The sequence below is a fragment of the Pseudonocardia parietis genome, assembly GCF_017876315.1.
Classification (GTDB): domain Bacteria; phylum Actinomycetota; class Actinomycetes; order Mycobacteriales; family Pseudonocardiaceae; genus Pseudonocardia; species Pseudonocardia parietis.
In genome coordinates, this window is record NZ_JAGINU010000001.1 from 6,055,258 (window position 1) to 6,069,786 (window position 14,529).

The window sequence follows — 14,529 nt, forward strand, 5'->3', positions numbered from 1 at the left end:
CCGTTCGTCGGACACTCGCGCGTTCCCGCCTACGACGACACCTCGACCGGGTCGGTGTCGGGCCCGACCGGGTCGCGCGGATCGGCGTCGCTCCGGATATCGATCTTCCAGCCGGTGAGCCGGGCGGCCAGCCGGGCGTTCTGGCCCTCCTTGCCGATGGCCAGCGACAGCTGGAAGTCCGGGACGACGACGCGGGCGATCCGTGCGCGCTCGTCCAGCACCGTCACCGAGACCACCTTGGAGGGGGACAGTGCGTTCCCGACGAACTCCGCCGGGTCCTCGGACCAGTCGATGATGTCGATCTTCTCGTCGGCGAGCTCGCTCATCACGCCGCGGACCCGCGCGCCCATCGGCCCGATGCAGGCGCCCTTGGCGTTGAGGCCCGGCCGGGTCGACCGGACGGCGATCTTGGAGCGGAAACCGGACTCGCGCGCCACCGAGACGATCTCGACCGAACCGTCGACGATCTCCGGCACCTCGAGCGCGAACAGCTTGCGCACCAGGTTCGGGTGGGTGCGCGACAGCATGATCGAGGTACCGCGCGGGCCGCGGGTCACCCCGATCACGAAGCACCGGAGCCGGTCGCCGTGGGTGTACACCTCGCCGGGGACCTGCTCGGCCGCGGGCAGCACGGCCTCCGTGCCGCCGGAGCCGCCCAGGGCGACGACGACCACGCCGCGGGAGTTGGCCCGGGCGTCACGCTGCACGATGCCCGCGACGACCTCGCCCTCCTTGGCCGCGAACTCGCCGTAGGTGCGCTCGTGCTCGGCGTCACGCAGCCGCTGGACGATCACCTGGCGGGCGGTGGTGGCCGCGATCCGGCCGAAGCCCTCCGGGGTGTCGTCGAACTCCGGGCCGGGGGTGCCGTCCTCGGCCGTGTCGGTGGCGTCGCGGGCCAGCACGCGGACGACACCGGTCTTGTGGTCGATGTCGATCCGGGCGTCCGGATGGTGGCCCTCGGTGTGCCTGTAGGCGGTGAGCAGCGCGGACTCGATGGCCTCCAGCACCGTCTCGAACGGGATCTCCTTGTCCCGCTCGATGGCCCGCAGCGCGGGAATGTCGACGTTCACCGGTTCTCCTCGTTCGCGCTGGTCTCGCTGTCGTCGTCGGCGTCGGGCCGGTCCGCCCCCAGCAGGGCGGTCTCGGCCTTCGGCGCGGGCTTGAACTCCACCTGCACCTGGGCGTGCGTCACGTCGCGGTAGGCGATCTCGCGCAGCTCGGGCTGCTTGCGGCCGGGCACCGCGACCTGCACCCGGTCGTCGTCCGCCTGCCCGATCCGCGCCTCGACACTCTCGCCGCCGGCCAGGGTGATCTGCGCCAGGCGCAGGAAGTTCCGCCGCCAGTGCTGCGGCCGGGTGAGCGGCCGGTCGACCCCCGGCGAGGTCACCTCGAGGGTGTAGGAGCCCTCGATCAGGTGCTCGTGCGGGTCGAGCTCGGCGGCGGCGGTGCGGCTGAGCCGCGCGATGTCGTCCAGGTCGAAGCCGGTGGCCGTCGAGCCCTCCGGCAGGTCGACGACGAGCTTCACCGCGTGCCGACGGCCGGCGGTGCGGACCTCCACGGCGTCGATCTCCAGCCCGGCGTCGGTGACGACGGGCTCGAGCACGCCGCGCAGCTGGTCGGCCAGCTGTTCGGGGTCCGGACTGCGCATCGGGTGCCTCTCCTCGTGGTCGCGTTCGTCGCCGGCCTCACGGCCGGCGGGCCCCGCCTCGGCGGCCGGACCTGCACCGCCGTCGTGACCGCACCCGGGCACCGCCGCAGCGCGGCTCGGCTCGGATACGGGCACCGTCGCGGGTGGCGGTATGACACCGGACCGGACGACGGTAGGGACGGCCGACGAGCCTAGCGCGTTCGCCCCCGGTGGTGTCGGTCGCGGTCGGCGACCGTGCGGCCCGGTGTCCCCCGGTCGGTGACGGCGGGCCCGGGCGCTGCTGGCACCATGACCGTTCGTGAGGGACCGGAGACGAGCCGTGCCGGTGTCGGCCGGGCTCCCCCGGCGGCACCCGGTGCCGTCGTTCACCCGTCGCCGGGTGCTCGTGACGGCGGCGGCCGTCGTCGGTGCCTCCCCGGTCCTCGCCGCCTGCTCGCCGGGTACCCGGCAGGAGGCCGACGCGACCGAGGCGTTGCTCGCCCTGGCCGACGCGGCCCGGATGGATGCCGCACTCGCGGTCGCCGCCGTCACCGGTGACCCGGCGCTGGCCGGGCGCCTGGAGCCGCTGCGGGCCGCCCGGATGGACCACGCCGCCGCGCTCGACCAGGCCGGTGGGCGTGCCCCCGGCTCGGTACCGGCCCCGGCGACCCCGCCGTCGGCGGACCTGGCCGCGGTACGTGACTCGGTGGCCGCCTCCGCCCGCACCGCGGGCGAGATCGTCCCGCGGGCGTCCGCGCTGCAGGTCGGACTGGTCGCCGAGGTGGCCGCCTGCTGCGCCGCCTACGCGGGGGTGCTGGCGCAGTGAGCCAGGAACAGGACGGGCCGGCCGTCCCGCAGGTGACGGTGGAGGCGCTGCAACGGGCGCTGGCCAGCGAGCACGCCGCCCTGTGGGCGTACAAGATGGCGCTGGCGTTCGTGCCGCCCGACTGGGCCGACCACGCCCGGGCCGACATCGAGGCGCACACCACGCTGCGCGGGCAGATCACCCAGACCCTCTCCGAGGTCGGGCAGCGCCCGGTCTCGGCGCAACCGGCCTACACCCCGCCGCAGCCGGTCGTCGACGCGGTGTCCGCCGGGGCGATGCTCGTCGCGGCCGAGACCGACACCATCGCCGCCTGGCGGTCGGTGATGGAGCGGTCCAGCCAGGTCCCGCTGCGCGAGGCCGGGCTCAAGGCGATGACCGAGTGCACCGGGCGGCTCGCCTACTGGCGCACCGTGACCGAACGCTCCCCGGTGATCCCGGTCTTCCCCGGCCGGAGCTGACCCTCCGGCCAGGCCCGCAGTCGGTCGGGCCGCAATCGGTCAGGACCGCAGTGCCCGGGCGGCCGCCCGGACGTCCTCGGGCGTGTTCACCAGGTGGAAGGAGAGCCGCGCGGCGCCGTCCCGGACCGCCGCGCGGATCCCGGCCGCCGCCAGCTTCTCCGCCGCGCCCTCGGTCCGCACCGACACGATCGCCGACCCGGCGGGCGGCATGCCGAGCCGGTCCCGCAGGTCGTCGGCGAGCTCGACGCAGTGCGCCCGCAATGCCTGCGGATCGAGCGAGGCCAGCCACGGCACCGTCACCGCGGAGCCGGCGTGTGCGAACCACGCCGGCGCCTCCTCGCCGCCTGCCGGACCGGGGCGGGCCGGCGGGTCCGGGGTGTAGAGACCACCCGCCCAGCGGTCCCGGGCGCCGTACCAGCCGGCACCGTGGCGCACGACCTCCGGCCACCGCTGCGCACCCGGTGGGCCGTCCACCCAGGACGGCCGCTGGGCCAGCCATGCGGTGCCACGCGGTCCGAGCAGCCACTTGTACCCGGCCCCGACGACGGCGTCGGCCCGGTCGAGGCGCAACGGCAGCCAGCCCGCGGCTTGGGTGACGTCGAGCAGCAACCGGACCCCGTGCCGGTCCCGGGCGGTCCACAACGCGTCGAGATCGGCGATCCGGCCGTCGGAGGACTGCACCGCCGAGACGGCGACGAGGTCGTGCGCGGGCGCCCGGGCGGCCAGCTCCTCGAGCGGCACCTCGGTCACCCGCACGCCGCGGTGCGCCTGCTGCGCGAACGGCCGGGTCACCGAGGAGAACTCCCCGGTCGCCACCAGTACCCGGGTGCCGTCCGGGACGGCCGCGGCCAGCGGCCCGATCAGTCCGGACGCGGTCGCGCCCTGGGCCACGTCGCCGGCCGGGACCCCGGTGATCGCGGCGAACCCGGCGCGGGCGGCCTCGACGTCCTCGTCGAACTCCGAGGGCGCGGTTCGACCCTCCGCCCATCGCCGCACCACCTCGGCCACCGCCGCCGAGGCGCGCAGCGGCGGCACCCCGATACTCGCGGTGTTGAGGTAACCGGCCGGGCGCGGCAGGTCCCGGCCGAACACGGTGATCACGTCTCCCACGCTGCCGGAGCGTAGCGAGGGTCCTAGGTTGGACGGTGTGCACAGCGAGCTGATCGAGATCCGGACCGGTTCCGAGGAGACCGTGGTCGACCTGACGAGCCGGATCGAACGCTTCCTGACCGATGCGGGAGCCGGCGACGGCCTGCTCCACGTCTTCGTCCCGCACGCCACGGCCGGGATCGCCCTCATCGAGACCGGGGCGGGCAGCGACTCCGACCTCCTCGCCCAGCTCCGCGAGGTCGTGCCCGCCGACGACCGCTGGCGGCACCGGCACGGCAGCGCGGGGCACGGGCGGGACCACGTACTGCCCGCGTTCGTGCCGCCGTCGACGACGATCCCGGTGCTCGACGGGCGCCCGGCACTCGGCACCTGGCAGTCGGTCTGCCTGGTCGACACCAACGTGGACAACCCGATCCGCTCGGTGCGGTTGTCGCTGCTCACCGGCTGACACCGCGCCACCCGGCCGGGCGTCCGGTGTCCGGAGTCGTTGCGAGCCGTCGTACGCTGCGCCGGTGACCTCCGGCCGGGCGACGACCAGCCGTCCGGGCGCGGCGCCGCAGGCCGGCCCGGCCGGGCGCATATCCCCCGGCGGCGCCGGGCGCCGGCTCCGGCCCGCACTGGCCGCCGCAGTCGTGGTGCTGCTGGTGGCCGGTACGGCCGCAGCCCTCACGACGCGCAGCCCCGCCGAGCCCGTCGCCGCGCCCGCGGCGACCTCCCAGGCGTACGCCGTCACCCCGCCGTCGGGCTGGACGGCCGCGCCGGGGACGGCGCCGCCGCTGGAGGTCTTCGGAGTCCCGTTCGTCCGGCTCGCGGAGGTACCGCCGTTCGCCGCCGGGGACTGCCCCGCGGGCGCCGCGCCGCGTGGTGTCGCCGCGGCCGCGCTCGTCGCCGTCCCGCTCGGGACGACGGTGGAGCAGGCCGCGGAGACGTTCGCCCGCGGCGCCGGGGAGTCGGCCTACGCCGGATCGGACCCCCAGGTGGCCGTCGGGCCGCCCGCCCCGCGCCCCGGTACGGCGGAGGGCGCCGAGCCGGGGTTCTGGGTGGAGGCGACCGTGCGGACCGACGGAACGGCCGCGGGGGTCGCCGGGTGCCGCGCGACGGACGGCGCGGTCGGGGTGCTCGCGGTGCCCCGCACGCAGGCGCAGGACGGGTCGACCGGGGTGGCGATACTCGTCGTCGCCGCGGACACCGCCGGCGGACCGGGCGACGCGCTCCCGCGCGAGGACCTCACCGACCTGGCGGACTCGGCGGTCCCGCCCGGCCGCTGAGGCCCGCCGGCCGGGTGGGACCCCTCGCCGTCAGCTGCCCCGGACTCGCCGTCAGCTGCCCGGCCTCGCCCTCAGCCGCCCCGGACGATGCGCGCCACCTGCTCGGCCGCGCCGTCGCGGGCGATCTCGCTCCGCTCGCCCGACGCGCGGTCCTTGAGCTCGATCGTGCCGTCGGCCAGCCCGCGCCCGACCACGACGATCGTCGGGACCCCGACCAGCTCGGCGTCGGCGAACTTCACACCGGGGCTGGCCTTGCGGTCGTCGAGGATCACCGACAGGCCCTGGGCCTCCAGCTCCGCCGCGACGGCTTCACCGCCGGCGAGCAGCTCCGCGGACTTGCCGGCGACGACCACGTGCACGTCGAACGGCGCCACGGACCTCGGCCACACCAGACCGTTCTCGTCGTGGCTCTGCTCGGCGATCGCGGCGACGAGACGGGAGACGCCGATGCCGTAGGACCCCATGGTGATCCGGACCGGCTTGGAGTCCGGTCCGAGCGCGTCGAGGGAGAACGCGTCGGCGTACTTGCGGCCCAGCTGGAAGATGTGCCCGATCTCGATGCCGCGCGCCGCCTCCAGCACGCCGCTGCCGTCCGGCGACGGGTCACCGGCGCGCACCTCGGCGGCCTCGATCGTCCCGTCCGGGGTGAAGTCGCGCCCGCACACCAGGTCGACGACGTGGTGGTCGGCCTTGTCCGCGCCGGTCGCCCACGCGGTGCCGGTGACGACCCGCGGGTCGACCAGGTACCGGACCCCGTTCGCGGCCAGCGCGCCCGGTCCGATGTAGCCCTTGACCAGGAAGGCGTTGCGGGCGAAGTCCGCCTCCTCGAGCAGCTCGACCTGAGCGGGCTCCAGCGACGCCTCGAGCCGCTTCATGTCGACCTCGCGGTCGCCGGGCAGGCCGACGCCGAGCAGCTCCCACTCGTCCGACCCGGGCTGCTTGATCTTGACCAGGACGTTCTTCAGCGTGTCCGCGGCGGTGAACGTGCGACCCGTGTGCTCGTTGAGGTAGTTCACGAGCGTCTCGATGGTCGGCGTGTCCGGGGTGTGGTGCACCTGCGCGGGGGACAGCCCGTCGAGCGGGATCTCCGGCGGCGCGGGGGTCGTCACCGCCTCCACGTTCGCCGCGTACCCGCCGGGGCCGCGGACGAAGGTGTCCTCACCGGTCTCGGACTCGGCCAGGAACTCCTCGGAGGCCGAGCCGCCCATCGCGCCGGAGGTCGCCGCGACGATCACGTAGTTCAGGCCGAGCCGGTCGAAGATCGTGACGTAGGCGTCGCGGTGCTTGCGGTAGGACTCCGAGAGCCCCTCGTCGGACAGGTCGAACGAGTACGAGTCCTTCATGAGGAACTCGCGCCCACGCAGGATGCCCGCGCGGGGCCGCTCCTCGTCCCGGTACTTGGTCTGGATCTGGTACAGGACGACCGGGTAGTCCTTGTAGGACGAGTACTCGCCCTTCACCGCGAGCGTGAACAGCTCCTCGTGGGTGGGGCCGAGCAGGTAGTCACCGCCCTTGCGGTCCTTGATGCGGAACAGCGCCGGGCCGTACTCGGTCCACCGGTTCGTCGCCTGGTACGGCTCGCGCGGCAGCAGCGCCGGGAACTGGATCTCCTGGCCGCCCATGGCGTCCATCTCCTCGCGCACGACGTTCTCGACGCGGCGGAGCACCTTGAGACCGAGCGGCAGCCAGGAGTAGACCCCCGGGGCGACGCGACGGACATAGCCGGCGCGGACCAGCAGCTTGTGGCTGGGCACCTCCGCATCGGCCGGGTCCTCGCGCAGGGTGCGCAGGAACAGCGACGACATCCGGGTCAACACGCAGGTGAGGGTAGCGACGACGGCGGCGGCCCCTCACCCCGGTTCTGTTCTGCCTTTGCTCTGCTCACCGTGGCGCGCCGGGGAAGCGGAACAGGGCGCACCACGGATAGGTTGCCAGGGCATGGGAGACGAACAGCACGAGCTGCTGGAGAACGCCCGGCAGGCCGTCCTCGCGACGATCAAGCGCAGCGGGATGCCGCAGCTGTCACCGGTGACGCCGTACTACGACCGGGCCGCCGGCACCATCCGGGTCTCGATGACCGAGGGCCGTGCGAAGACCGCCAACCTGCGCCGCGACCCACGGGCCGCGCTCTCGGTGGAGAGTGCGGACGGCCGGGCCTGGGCCACCGCCGAGGGCCCGGTCGACCTGATCGGCCCGGACGACTCCCCGGACGGCCCGGCGGTGCAGGCACTCGTCGACTGGTACCGCGCCGCGGCCGGCGAGCACCCGGACTGGGACGAGTACCGCGAGGTCATGGTGCGCGACCGCCGGGTGCTGATGACGATGCGCGTGCAGCGCGTCTACGGCGAACGCATCGGCTGAACCGGGGCCCTGCTCAGTAGCGACGTTCGCTGCCGCAAGCTCCGCTCAGTAGCGACGTTCGCTGCCGCAAGCTCCGCTCAGTAGCGACGTTCGCTGCCGCAAGCTCCGCTCAGCGCACGGCCGGGCGCACCGCCCACCGGCCGGGCAGGTCGTAGAGCCAGCCGGCCCGGGCGGCGGTCAGCGCCCGGTGCGCGCCGAGCGTGACCACGACGGCGAGCGCGGTGACCGCCCCGACCAGCGCGTACTGCGCCGCAACGGGGAGCCGCACCCCGGTGAGCAGAGCGGTCACCCCGCCGATCACCAGGATGTTCGTCAGGTAGATCGGCAGGGTGCGCCGGCCGAGTGCCACCGCGACCGCGCCGATCCGCCACCGGGCGAGCTGGGCGGCGACGAGCACCCCACCCCCGACCGCGAGCAGGTTCAAGGCGAACGCGACACCGGGGATCTCCCGCACTCCCAGCACGACCGACGCGGCGGCGGCACCGGCGGCGAGCACACCGGCGACGAGCACCCGCAGCGGCGACGTCGCGGCCGCCAACCGCTCGACGAGCGCGCGGCCGTGCCAGCCGAGCACGAAGAAGAACGCGTAGCGGGCCATGAACTCCCAGGCCATCGATGCGAACTCGAGCGTCCCCGCCCCCACCAGCCCGCTGAGCACGCCGGTCGCGACGAGCAGCACCGTGGCCGGGACCCGGCGCAACGCCCGCGCCGCGACCGAGAAGACGGCGAGCGCGTACAGGAACCACATCGACGGCGCCGGGATCACCGGGCTGAGCAGCAGTCCGGCCCAGCTCTGCGTGGCGAGCTCCGGGGCGGTGCCGGCGGGCAGCGCGGAGAGCACCGCGAACTGGACCGCGGTCCACAGCGCGTAGAGCCAGCCGAAGAGCGCGACCCGCCGGTGCAGCAGCACCCGCCACGGGCGGGCCAGCACGGCGGCCAGGAACAGGCCCGACGCCAGGAAGAACAGTGGCATCCGCAGCGATGCCAGGGCCGTGTTCAGCATGCCGAGCGGGCCGGGCACCAGGCCGCGCGGCTCCAGGAACATCACCACGTGGTGCAGCACCACCAGGACGATGCAGAGCCCTTTGGCCGCGTCGACCCAGGCGGTCCGGCCGGGGATGCGGTCGTCGCCCGGGCGGCGCGGCGGCGGGAAACCGGCGGGCACAGTGGGCGCCGGGCGCACTGCGGGCGCCGGGGACCCTGCGGGCGCCGGGGACCCTGCGGGCGCCGGGGGCACAGCGAGCACTGGGGGCACTGGGGGCACTGGGGGCACTGGGGGCACGGTGCCGAGCGGGGCGATCCGCACGGCGCTGCCGGTCTCGGCACGGTGGCGAGCCATGCGTCCTCCGTCGTCGGCGACCAGGGGCCTGCGGGACCCTAGGGCAAACTCCCTGAGACGACACTGAGGGCCCGCCGGGACGACGCAGGCCTGCTGGTCAGGGCGCCGGTTCGGCCAGCAGCTCCCCGAGCAACCGCGCGACGAGGGGGGTCTCGACGAGGAACCCGTCGTGTCCGTACGGCGAGTCGATCACCTTGAGCGGATCGGCGTGCGGGATCCCCGCGGCCAGCTCCTCCTGCTCGGCGAGCGGGTACAGCCGGTCGGAGGTGACCCCGGCGACGTAGGTCCTGGCCCGCACCCGGCTCAGCGCCGAGGCCACCCCACCGCGGTCCAGACCCACGTCGTGGTGGTTCATGAGCTGGGTCAGCCGGACGTAGGACGCCGCGTCGAACCGGTTCACCAGCTTGTTCGCATGATGGTCCAGGTAGGACTCGACGGCGTAGCGACCGCCCGCGAACGGGTCCTCGTCGCCCTGCCGGTCGCGGCCGAACCGGGTCGCGAGCTCCTCGCCCGAGCGGTAGCTCAGGTGCGCGATCCGGCGGGCGACGCCGAGGCCGCGCCACGGGCCCTCTGCCTCGTCGTGGTAGTCACCGCCGTGCCAGTGCGGGTCGGCCCGGATGGCCTCGATCTGCGGGTTCGCCCAGCCGATCTGGTCCGCCGACGTCGCCGCGGGCCCGGCCAGCAGGAACACCCGCTGCACCCGGTCCGGCTCGGTCGCCGCCCACTCCAGGGACCGCATCGACCCCATCGACCCGCCGATGACACAGGCGAACGCGTCGATGCCGAGCGCGTCGGCGAGGTGCTGCTCGGCGGCCACCGTGTCCCGCACGGTCACCGTCGGGAAGCGGCTCCCCCACGGCCTGCCGTCCGGTGCGGTGCTCGCCGGACCGGTGCTGCCCTGGCAGCCACCGATCGCGTTCGGGGCGACGACGAACCAGCGGGACGGGTCCAGCGGCCCACCCGGCACGATCAGCCCCGGCCACCATCCGGCCGTCGGGTGCCCGGGGCCTGCCGGGCCCTCGATGTGGGTGTCCCCGGTGAGGGCGTGCAGCACGAGGACGGCGTTGGAGCCGTCCGGCGCGAGCTCGCCCCAGGTCTGGTACGACAGCCGGACGGCGGGTAGCTCACCGCCCGCCTGCAGTTTCAGCGGGGCGGGCAGATCGAGGAACCGGCGGTGGCCGGGGTCGTCCCCCTCCCGCCAGGCGCCGCTGGCGGGAGGGAGACGGTCGGTGCTGGTCAACCCGTCCGCCCTGCTGATGGTTCGTTCCGCAAGCTTCTCTCACACGCCCTTCGACGCCCGGAAGCCCGTGTCCAGGTCTGCCTTGATGTCCTCGATGCCCTCCAGGCCCACCGACAGCCGGACCAGGCCCGGGGCGACACCGGCGGCCAGCTGCTCCTCACCGGAGAGCTGGCTGTGCGTGGTGGACGCCGGGTGGATCACCAGGCTGCGGACGTCGCCGATGTTGGCGAGGTGGCTGTGCAGCTCGAGGGCGTCGACGAACTTGCGACCGGCCTCGACACCGCCGCGCAACTCGAACGACACGATCGCACCGCCGCCCTTCGGCAGGTAGCGCTTCTGCAGCGCATGCCACGGGCTCGACGGCAGGCCGGCGTAGTGCACCTTCTCGACCTCGTCGCGCTGCTCCAGCCACTCGGCGAGGGCCTGGGCGTTCTCGTTGTGCCGCTCGATCCGCAGCGACAGCGTCTCGATCCCCTGCAGCAGCAGGAAGCTGCTGTGCGGCGAGATGGCCGGGCCGAGGTCACGCAACAGCTGCACCCGCAGCTTGATCAGGTACGACTGCGGGCCGAGGGCCTCCCAGTAGTTCAGCCCGTGGTAGCTCGGGTCCGGCGTGGTGAGACCGGGGTACCGCTCCGCCTGGGAGCCCCAGTCGAAGTTCCCGGAGTCGACGACGACGCCACCGATCGTGGTGCCGTGGCCGCCGAGGAACTTCGTGGCCGAGTGGACCACGATGTCGGCGCCGTGCTCGAGCGGACGCAGCAGGTACGGCGACGGGATCGTGTTGTCGACCATCAGCGGCACACCGTGGTCGTGCGCGACCTGCGCGACGGCGGCGATGTCGAGCACGTTGCCGCGCGGGTTGCCCAGCGTCTCGCCGTAGAGCACCTTGGTGTTCGGCCGGATCTCGGCCTTCCACGCCTCGGGGTCGTCCGGGTCGTCGACGAACGAGACCTCGATCCCCATCTTCGGGAACGTGTAGTGGAACAGGTTGTAGGTGCCGCCGTAGAGCGACGACGACGAGACGATGTGCGACCCGGCCTCGGCGATGTTCAGCAGCGCGAGGGTCTGCGCCGCCTGCCCGGAGGCGAACGCGACCGCCCCGATACCGCCCTCGAGGGCCGCCACCCGCTGCTCCAGGACGTCCTGGGTCGGGTTCATGATCCGGGTGTAGATGTTGCCGAGCTCGGCCAGGCCGAACAGGTTCGCGGCGTGCTCGGTGTCCCGGAACGCGTACGACGTCGTCTGGTAGATCGGGGTCGCCCGGGCGCCCGTGGTCGGGTCCGGGGCGGCACCGGCGTGCACCTGCTTGGTCTCGAAGGACCAGGAGGCGGTCGGGTCGGGGTCGGTCATGGAGGGAACTCCTCGGTGTCGGCCGGCACCGTCGGCGGTCGGTGCCGATCACCTCGTGGATCGGCGCGTGACACCCGCGGCGTCGGCGGTGTTGTCGGGGCGGATCGGGCGTGCGGCCCGGACGAGCGCGGGGTCAGCGGCAGGGACGACAGGCCGCGCTCGTGATCCGCATACAGTCGACGTGGAGGCGCGCCACGAGGCAGGTCACGGGGTCGAACCTAGTCCGGCGGCCCGGTGCACACAACGCCGGGTGGTGGCGTGCGGGTCGCGGCGCGGGCGGGAACTAGGCTCGGCCGCCGTGCTCGTGCTACTGCCGCCCTCGGAGACCAAGCGTGGTGGAGGCGACGGTCCCCCGCTCGACCTGTCCGCGCTCTCCCACGACGCCGACCTCGGCGGCGTCCGCAAGGAGCTCGCCGGCGAGCTCGTCGCACTCGCCGCGGACCGCCCCGCCGCGCAACGGGCACTGGGGCTGTCCGAGGCCCAGCACGGCGAGATCGAACGGAACGCGGCACTGCTGTCCGCGCCGACGACGCCGGCGCTGGACCGCTACACCGGTGTCCTCTACGACGCCCTCGACGCAAGCTCGTTCACCGCGGCCACCCGCTCCCGCGCCCGGTCCCGGCTCGCCGTCTGTTCGGCCCTGTTCGGCCTGCTCGGCGCGGACGACCCGATCCCGCCCTACCGGCTCTCCTCCTCCTCGAAGCTGCCCGGGTCGGGCACCCTGGCGGCGCGCTGGCGGCCGGCCCTGGACCCGCTGCTCGCGCGGATCGCCGGCGACGAGCTCGTCGTCGACCTGCGCTCCGGCGGCTACGCGGCACTCGGGGTGGTGCCCGCTGCGGTGACGGTCAACGTCCTGGCCGAGCGCGCCGACGGCAGCCGGTCGGTGGTCAGCCACCACAACAAGGCGCACAAGGGCGGGTTGGCGCGGCTGCTCGCGACCTCGCGGGCGGAGCCGTCCGACGCGGCCGCCGTCGCCCGGATCGCGCGCCGGGCCGGGCACGTCGTGGAGCGGACCGGCGACCACATCGATCTGGTGATCCCGGCCTGAACCACCCGGTCTGACATCTGTCACGGGCCGCCCGTGCGGGTTCGATGCGAACCCGTGACATCCGGGCGTTCCGGACAGACCGGGTCCACCGGGAGCATTCAGACCATGATCGAGCAGCTGAACACCGTCGTCGACACCCTGCACCCCGTGCTGCAGGTACTGGCCGTGCTGGTGATCGGCACCGTCCCGTTCCTGGAGTCCTACGTCGGTGCGGGCATCGGCGCGCTGGCCGGCATGCCGGTCGCGCTGGCGATCGTGGCCGCGGTGCTCGGGAACCTGCTCGCGCTGGCCGCGGCGATGTGGCTGGGTGGCCGGGCCCGGCGCGGCCTGACGAAGGGCCGCGCGACGCCGCCGAGCGAGCGCCGGCGCAAGCTCATCGCCCGGGTCGACCGGTACGGCGTCCCGGTCGCGTCGCTGCTCGCGCCGACCCTGATGGCGATCTCGCTCACCGCCTTCGCGATGGTCGCCGCGGGGCTCGACCGGCGGCAGGTCCTGGTGTGGCAGACGATCACGGTCGTCGTGTGGGGCGTGCTGTTCGGGGTCCTCGGGCTGGGCGTGCTGAGCGCCCTGGGCTGACTGCCGCCCCGCACCGGCCGGGCTCGAAAACCGGTGGCGGCCGGGGCTGCGGTCGCGGCAGGGTGTCCCGAGCCGGAGGGACCGGCGCGCGGCTCGCCCGCGCGACAGGACGGGGAGGTGCGTACCGATGGCCGTCGACCGTGCCCGGGTGCACGCTGCGCGCCCGCTCCGCCCGTCCCCGCCCCGCGGCTGACCCGGCACCTGCGCGCGAGCGCGTCGGCCGGCCGCGCGGCACCCTGCCGCCCTCCGGAGCCCCCCGAGTGCATTCCTCCCGTCAGACCGAACCCGTCCGACGCCGTCGCCGCCGCTTCGACGACGAGGACACCCCCATCCGTCCGGCGCCCGCCACTGACGGCCGGGCCGATCCATCCGACCTGGACGGGCGGGCCGGGCACGACCCGGACGCCCCGCCCGACGGCGACCGCTGGAGCACCTGGCCGTCGATCCGCGCCGGGTCGCGCGGGCCCCGCCCGTGGCCGTCCTGGCTGGTCACCGAATCCGGCGCCGTCGACCGCGAGCGCGGGGTGCTCAAGACCGGCAAGGAGGCCGACGTCCATCTCGTCGAGCGCGGCCTGCCCGGCCGTCCGGGGCTGCTGCTCGCCGCCAAGCGCTACCGCGATCCCGCGCACCGCCTGTTCCACCGCGACGCCGGTTACCTGGAGGGCCGCCGGGTCCGCCGGTCCCGGGAGAACCGGGCGATGGCCGGGCGCACCGCCGTCGGCCGCGAGATGATCGCGGCCCGGTGGGCGGACGCCGAGTTCGCCGCGCTGTCCCGGTTGCACCTGGCCGGCGCACCCGTCCCGTACCCGGTGTCGGTGTCCGGCACCGAGGTGCTGCTCGAGTTCCTGGGCACGCCCGACGGCGTCGCGGCGCCCCGGCTCGCCGCGACGCGCCCCGGGCCGGACGAGCTCCACGCGCTGTGGGGCGAGCTCGCGGACGCGCTCGGGCTCCTCGCCGACCTGGGCCACACGCACGGGGACCTGTCCGCCTACAACGTCCTGGTGCACGGCGGCCGACCGGTGCTGATCGACCTCCCCCAGGTGGTCGACGTCGTCGCGAACCCGCAGGGGCCCGGATTCCTGGAGCGCGACGTCCGGCGGATCGGGGACTGGTTCACCGCCCGTGGCCTGGATCCCGCCGCCCCGGACGCCCTGCTCACGGAACTGCGCGAACGGGTGCGGCTCGGGTGAGGTCGGTAACCCGGCGCGATCAGGCACCCGGCCGGGGCGTAGCGTCGACGGACGAGCGCCCGGCCCTAGCCGGCCGGGCCGAGCCTTTCCCATCACGGAGCGCGCGCCGCGAGGACGCCGTGCCGCGCCCGGGCCC

The 14,529-nt window shown here is 74.6% G+C and carries 15 protein-coding genes; 8 read left to right on the forward strand and 7 right to left on the reverse strand.

Going from position 1 to position 14,529, the window contains the following annotated elements; all coding sequences use genetic code 11:
- Positions 1 to 29: 29 nt before the first annotated feature.
- Together nusA and rimP are read right to left on the reverse strand one after the other, a co-directional pair.
- Positions 30 to 1,070, reverse strand: a complete 1,041-nt coding sequence (gene nusA / locus JOF36_RS28370) for a transcription termination factor NusA (protein WP_210032938.1) — start codon at positions 1,068 to 1,070, stop codon at positions 30 to 32.
- Complete coding sequence (gene rimP, locus JOF36_RS28375; RefSeq protein ID WP_210032940.1) at positions 1,067 to 1,648, reverse strand: ribosome maturation factor RimP; 582 nt, start codon at positions 1,646 to 1,648, stop codon at positions 1,067 to 1,069. The genes nusA and rimP overlap by 4 nt, the downstream gene beginning before the upstream one ends.
- Before the next feature lie 319 nt (positions 1,649 to 1,967).
- On the opposite strand from rimP, the gene JOF36_RS28380 reads away from it, so the two are divergent.
- Positions 1,968 to 2,453, forward strand: coding sequence for a hypothetical protein (locus tag JOF36_RS28380; RefSeq protein WP_210032942.1), 486 nt, complete (start codon positions 1,968 to 1,970; stop codon positions 2,451 to 2,453).
- Complete coding sequence (locus JOF36_RS28385) at positions 2,450 to 2,911, forward strand: ferritin-like domain-containing protein (protein WP_210032944.1); 462 nt, start codon at positions 2,450 to 2,452, stop codon at positions 2,909 to 2,911. Before JOF36_RS28380 ends, JOF36_RS28385 begins: the two co-directional genes overlap by 4 nt.
- Before the next feature lie 39 nt (positions 2,912 to 2,950).
- On the opposite strand, the gene JOF36_RS28390 is transcribed toward JOF36_RS28385, so the two are convergent.
- On the reverse strand, positions 2,951 to 4,012 hold the full coding sequence (locus JOF36_RS28390) for an aminotransferase class V-fold PLP-dependent enzyme (protein ID WP_372447467.1): 1,062 nt from the start codon (positions 4,010 to 4,012) through the stop codon (positions 2,951 to 2,953).
- A 46-nt stretch (positions 4,013 to 4,058) separates the two neighbouring features.
- Between JOF36_RS28390 and JOF36_RS28395 the strand changes: the two genes are divergently transcribed.
- Together JOF36_RS28395 and JOF36_RS28400 are read left to right on the forward strand one after the other, a co-directional pair.
- The gene (locus JOF36_RS28395; protein WP_210032946.1) at positions 4,059 to 4,469 is read left to right on the forward strand and encodes a secondary thiamine-phosphate synthase enzyme YjbQ; all 411 of its coding nucleotides are present in this window, start codon (positions 4,059 to 4,061) and stop codon (positions 4,467 to 4,469) included.
- Between the two features lie 64 nt (positions 4,470 to 4,533).
- The gene (locus JOF36_RS28400; protein WP_210032948.1) at positions 4,534 to 5,289 is read left to right on the forward strand and encodes a hypothetical protein; all 756 of its coding nucleotides are present in this window, start codon (positions 4,534 to 4,536) and stop codon (positions 5,287 to 5,289) included.
- Positions 5,290 to 5,360: 71 nt separating this feature from the next.
- Here JOF36_RS28400 and JOF36_RS28405 read toward each other — a convergent pair whose 3' ends face one another.
- Positions 5,361 to 7,106, reverse strand: coding sequence for a proline--tRNA ligase (locus tag JOF36_RS28405; RefSeq protein WP_210032950.1), 1,746 nt, complete (start codon positions 7,104 to 7,106; stop codon positions 5,361 to 5,363).
- A gap of 121 nt (positions 7,107 to 7,227) precedes the next feature.
- Between JOF36_RS28405 and JOF36_RS28410 the strand changes: the two genes are divergently transcribed.
- Complete coding sequence (locus JOF36_RS28410; RefSeq protein ID WP_210032952.1) at positions 7,228 to 7,650, forward strand: PPOX class F420-dependent oxidoreductase; 423 nt, start codon at positions 7,228 to 7,230, stop codon at positions 7,648 to 7,650.
- A 109-nt stretch (positions 7,651 to 7,759) separates the two neighbouring features.
- Here JOF36_RS28410 and JOF36_RS28415 read toward each other — a convergent pair whose 3' ends face one another.
- The 3 genes from JOF36_RS28415 to JOF36_RS28425 form a co-directional block, all read right to left on the reverse strand.
- Complete coding sequence (locus tag JOF36_RS28415) at positions 7,760 to 8,815, reverse strand: acyltransferase family protein (protein ID WP_210032954.1); 1,056 nt, start codon at positions 8,813 to 8,815, stop codon at positions 7,760 to 7,762.
- A gap of 271 nt (positions 8,816 to 9,086) precedes the next feature.
- The gene (metX, locus tag JOF36_RS28420) at positions 9,087 to 10,229 is read right to left on the reverse strand and encodes a homoserine O-acetyltransferase MetX (RefSeq protein WP_210032956.1); all 1,143 of its coding nucleotides are present in this window, start codon (positions 10,227 to 10,229) and stop codon (positions 9,087 to 9,089) included.
- Between the two features lie 39 nt (positions 10,230 to 10,268).
- The gene (locus JOF36_RS28425; RefSeq protein WP_210032958.1) at positions 10,269 to 11,579 is read right to left on the reverse strand and encodes a bifunctional o-acetylhomoserine/o-acetylserine sulfhydrylase; all 1,311 of its coding nucleotides are present in this window, start codon (positions 11,577 to 11,579) and stop codon (positions 10,269 to 10,271) included.
- A gap of 298 nt (positions 11,580 to 11,877) precedes the next feature.
- Between JOF36_RS28425 and yaaA the strand changes: the two genes are divergently transcribed.
- The 3 genes from yaaA to JOF36_RS28440 all read left to right on the forward strand — a co-directional run bounded on the left by yaaA (position 11,878) and on the right by JOF36_RS28440 (position 14,393).
- On the forward strand, positions 11,878 to 12,627 hold the full coding sequence (yaaA, locus tag JOF36_RS28430) for a peroxide stress protein YaaA (protein WP_210032966.1): 750 nt from the start codon (positions 11,878 to 11,880) through the stop codon (positions 12,625 to 12,627).
- Positions 12,628 to 12,732: 105 nt separating this feature from the next.
- Positions 12,733 to 13,203, forward strand: coding sequence for a hypothetical protein (locus tag JOF36_RS28435; RefSeq protein WP_210032968.1), 471 nt, complete (start codon positions 12,733 to 12,735; stop codon positions 13,201 to 13,203).
- A gap of 260 nt (positions 13,204 to 13,463) precedes the next feature.
- Positions 13,464 to 14,393, forward strand: a complete 930-nt coding sequence (locus tag JOF36_RS28440; protein WP_210032970.1) for a serine protein kinase RIO — start codon at positions 13,464 to 13,466, stop codon at positions 14,391 to 14,393.
- Positions 14,394 to 14,529 lie beyond the last annotated feature (136 nt).

What these genes read in the sequence shown, in the direction of transcription:
- rimP (WP_210032940.1), bottom strand. Translation starts at nt 1,648, where the DNA reads ATGCGCAGTCCGGACCCCGAACAGCTGGCCGACCAGCTGCGCGGCGTG.
- JOF36_RS28435 (WP_210032968.1), top strand. Translation starts at nt 12,733, where the DNA reads ATGATCGAGCAGCTGAACACCGTCGTCGACACCCTGCACCCCGTGCTG.
- JOF36_RS28410 (WP_210032952.1), top strand. Translation starts at nt 7,228, where the DNA reads ATGGGAGACGAACAGCACGAGCTGCTGGAGAACGCCCGGCAGGCCGTC.
- JOF36_RS28425 (WP_210032958.1), bottom strand. Translation starts at nt 11,579, where the DNA reads ATGACCGACCCCGACCCGACCGCCTCCTGGTCCTTCGAGACCAAGCAG.